The 3,930-nt window shown below is 60.7% G+C and carries 2 protein-coding genes and 1 pseudogene; all 3 read right to left on the bottom strand.

Features of this window, described 5'->3' with window-relative positions; all coding sequences use genetic code 11:
- The coding region (locus VGK14_RS02265) for an aspartate kinase (RefSeq protein WP_331507307.1) at positions 1-990 on the bottom strand (990 nt) is incomplete at its 3' end.
- Between the two features lie 91 nt (positions 991-1,081).
- Positions 1,082-3,769, bottom strand: a complete 2,688-nt coding sequence (gene alaS, locus VGK14_RS02260; protein ID WP_331507306.1) for an alanine--tRNA ligase — start codon at positions 3,767-3,769, stop codon at positions 1,082-1,084.
- 69 nt (positions 3,770-3,838) lie between these two features.
- Positions 3,839-3,930, bottom strand: a pseudogene (locus VGK14_RS14625) (recombination regulator RecX); the annotation flags it as partial.

Raw genomic sequence — 3,930 nt, 5'->3', positions numbered from 1 at the left:
ATGCTTCTGCACCCTGTCTTTCAGGATGGCAAGCGCCTTGTCCAGCTCGTTCTTGTGCACGGTAAATGTGAAGTCCGTCGTGCCGTCTGCGCCGACGTTCTGGATGATCATGTCGATATCGATATTGGCATCGGCGATCGGGCCCAGGATCTGATAAGCGATGCCGGGGCGGTCGGGCACGCCGAGCACGGTCACCTTGGCCTCGTCGCGGTTGAAGGCGATGCCGGAAATGATCGGTTGTTCCATAGTGTCGTTTTCCTCAAAAGTAATCAGCGTGCCGTCGCCCTCTTCCTCAAAGCTGGACAGCACGCGCAGTTTGACCTTGTATTTGCCGGCGAACTCGACTGAGCGGATCTGCAGCACCTTTGAGCCAAGGCTGGCCATTTCCAGCATTTCCTCGAAGGTGATGGCGTCGAGACGGCGCGCCTCGGGCACGATGCGCGGGTCGGTAGTATAAACGCCGTCCACATCGGTGTAGATCTGGCACTCGTCGGCCTTGAGCGCGGCGGCAATCGCCACCCCGGTGGTATCCGAACCGCCGCGTCCCAGCGTGGTGATGTTGCCGGCCTCATCCACGCCCTGGAAGCCAGCGACGACGACGACATAGCCGGCGTTGAGATCGGCACGGATTTTATCTTCGTCAATCTTAAGAATGCGGGCCTTGGTGAATGAAGCGTCGGTGACAATGCTGACCTGCGCCCCGGTGTAGCTTTTTGCCTTTAGCCCCAAATCCATCAGCGCCATCGAAGTGAGCGCGATGGTCACCTGCTCGCCGGTGGCGAGCATCTGGTCCAGTTCGCGCGGGTCCGGTTCGGGCATGATTTCCTTGGCCAGGCCGATCAATCGGTTGGTTTCGCCGGACATCGCCGACACCACGACCACCACCTGATGGCCGAGCGCCTTGTAGCGCGCCACGCGGCGGGCCACGTTGCGGATGCGTTCCGGGTTGGCGACCGAGGTGCCGCCATATTTTTGTACGATGAGTGCCATAGTTTAAGTTTTAAAAATTTAACCGCAGATGAACGCCGATAAACGCAGATAAAACCGGCTTGCATCGGCGTTCATCTGCGGTTATCGGCGGCTAATTCAGTTTTTCCTCAACCCACCCCGCCACGCTTGCCAGCGCCTGCGGCAATTTGGCCGGTTCGGTGCCGCCCGCCATCGCCATATCGGGGCGCCCGCCGCCCTTGCCGCCAACCTGCTGGGCCACATGGTTGACCAGCTCGCCGGCCTTGAGCCTGGCCGTAAGATCGGCGGTAATGCCGGCAGCCAGGCTCACCTTGCCGTCACTGACGGAAGCCAGCAGGATCGCGGCCGACTTGAGCTTGTCCTTGAGCTTGTCCATGGTCTCGCGCAGGGCCGCGGCATCCACCCCGTCCAGCGTTGCGGCCAGCACCCTGATGCCGGCGACGTCCACTGCCTGATCGGCCAGATCATCGCCCCGGCTGGCAGCCAGCCTGGATTTGAGGCGCGCCAGTTCCTTCTCCAGCGCCTTCACGTTGTCCAGCATCTGCGCGATCTTGGCCGGCACCTCATGCGCCGGCGCCTTGAGTTCGCCGGCGGCCTGCGACAGCACGGCCTGCTGTGCTTGAACCAGTTTCAGAGCGCTGGCGCCGGTGGTGGCCTCGACGCGGCGCACGCCGGCGGCGACGCCGCTTTCCGTCATGATCTTGAACAGGCCGATATCGCCGGTACGGCTCACGTGCGTGCCGCCGCACAGCTCGCGCGACGACCCGATATCCAGCACCCGTACCTCATCGCCGTATTTCTCGCCGAACAGCATCATCGCGCCGGCTTTCTGCGCCGACTCGATATCCATCACGCGCGCCTGGCAGGCGGCGTTGGCCAGAATCTCGGCATTGACCATGGTTTCCACCTTGCGGATTTCCTCGTCCGTCAGCGGCGCGTTGTGCACAAAGTCGAAGCGGGTTTTTTCGCTGTCCACCAGCGAGCCTTTCTGCTGCACATGCTCGCCCAGCACCTCGCGCAAGGCCTTGTGCATCAGGTGGGTAGCGGAGTGATTGCGCATGGTCGCGGCCCGCACGGCGGCGTTGACGCGCGCGTTGACGCTGTCGCCCAGCGCCAGCTTGCCGGTCTTGAGAATGCCGTGATGGCCGAACACGGTCGCCTGGATTTTCTGCGTATCTTCGACCGCGAAAATACCGTTGCCGCCGCGCAGCTCGCCGCTGTCGCCCACCTGGCCGCCGGATTCGGCATAGAACGGCGTGTCGTCCAGCACCACGACGCCAAGGTCGCCTTCGTGCAATGCCTCGACCGCCACGCCGTCCTTGTACAGCGCCAGCACCTTGCCCTGGGTTTCGAGTTTTTCATAACCGTGGAACGTAGTCGGCTGGCCACCGTATTCCAGGTTGGCCGCCATCTTGAATTTGCCGGCGGCACGCGCTTGTTCCTTTTGGCGCGCCATCGCAGCGTCGAAAGCGGCAGAATCTACAGTTACGTTGCGCTCACGGCAGATGTCAGCGGTGAGATCCAGCGGGAAGCCATAGGTGTCGTGTAACTTGAAAGCGATTTCACCGCTAAATATGGGGAGGGCTTCTTGCCTTGCTTTATATCCTGAAATCAAGGCTTCTTCTAGCGACTTTTGAAAGAGTTCAATTGTTTTATGTAAGGATGCTAGCTCTGATTCCAGAATCGTCATGCCGTGTTCTATGGTCTCGAAGAAGCGCTCTTCTTCCTGTTGCAGGACATCAGCCACACGAGCTTGCCCGGAAACCAGCTCAGGATAGGCTTCACCCATTTCCGCGACGAGATCAGGCACCAGCTTATGGAAGAACGCCTTGCGCGCGCCCAGCTTGTACCCATGACGAATCGCGCGGCGGATGATGCGGCGCAGCACGTAGCCGCGGCCTTCGTTGCCGGGGATCACGCCGTCGGCGATGAGGAAGGAACAGGCGCGGATATGGTCGGCCAGCACTTTCAGCGATGGGCTGTCGAGATCGGCGCAACGCGTCTCGCGCGCGGCAGCCTTGATCAGATTCTGGAACAGGTCGATTTCGTAGTTGGAATGCACGTGCTGCAGCACCGCCGAAATGCGCTCCAGCCCCATGCCGGTATCGACGGACGGCTTGGGCAGCGGATGCATCACGCCCGCTTCGTCGCGGTTGAACTGCATGAACACGTTGTTCCAGATTTCGATGTAGCGGTCGCCGTCTTCTTCCGGGCTGCCTGGAGGCCCGCCCCAGATGTGCTCGCCATGGTCGTAGAAAATCTCGGTGCACGGACCGCAGGGGCCGGTGTCGCCCATCATCCAGAAGTTGTCCGAGGCATAGCGCGCGCCCTTGTTGTCGCCGATGCGGATCACGCGCTCGGCCGGCACGCCCATTTCCTTGGTCCAGATGTCGTAGGCTTCGTCGTCCTCGGCATAGACGGTGATGGTGAGCTTGTCGGCGGGAATCTTGAACACGACGGTGAGCAGCTCCCAGGCATAGTTGATCGCATCGCGCTTGAAATAATCGCCGAAGCTGAAATTGCCCAGCATCTCGAAGAAGGTGTGATGGCGCGCAGTGTAGCCGACGTTTTCCAGGTCGTTGTGCTTGCCGCCGGCGCGCACGCATTTCTGGCTGGTGGCCGCCCGCGTGTACGGCCGCTTGTCGAAGCCCAGGAACACGTCCTTGAACTGGTTCATGCCGGCATTGGTGAACAACAACGTCGGGTCGCCGTGCGGCACGAGGGAGCTGGAGGCTACTACGGTGTGGCCCTTGGAGGCGAAAAAATCGAGAAATGCCTGGCGTATCTGTTTGCTGTTCATGTCTGCTTTAAAGTAGGGCAGGCGGCCTCGCCTGCATTGTTACTCCGAAGGCAGGCTAGGCCGCCTGCGCTACATTTCCTCCGGCGTATCGTTCAATACCCGTTTAATAATCTCAAACCCAAAACCGCGGCTTTGCAGGAATCTGGCCTGTTTTGCCCACT

Source organism: Novimethylophilus sp. (assembly GCF_036504375.1).
Lineage (GTDB): Bacteria > Pseudomonadota > Gammaproteobacteria > Burkholderiales > Methylophilaceae > Novimethylophilus.
Note: the sequence above shows the minus strand (reverse complement) of the source record. Positions and strands in the feature narration are given on the sequence as shown.

Coding starts and splice junctions, on each gene's coding strand:
- alaS (WP_331507306.1), bottom strand. CDS start 3,769: ATGAACAGCAAACAGATACGCCAGGCATTTCTCGATTTTTTCGCCTCC.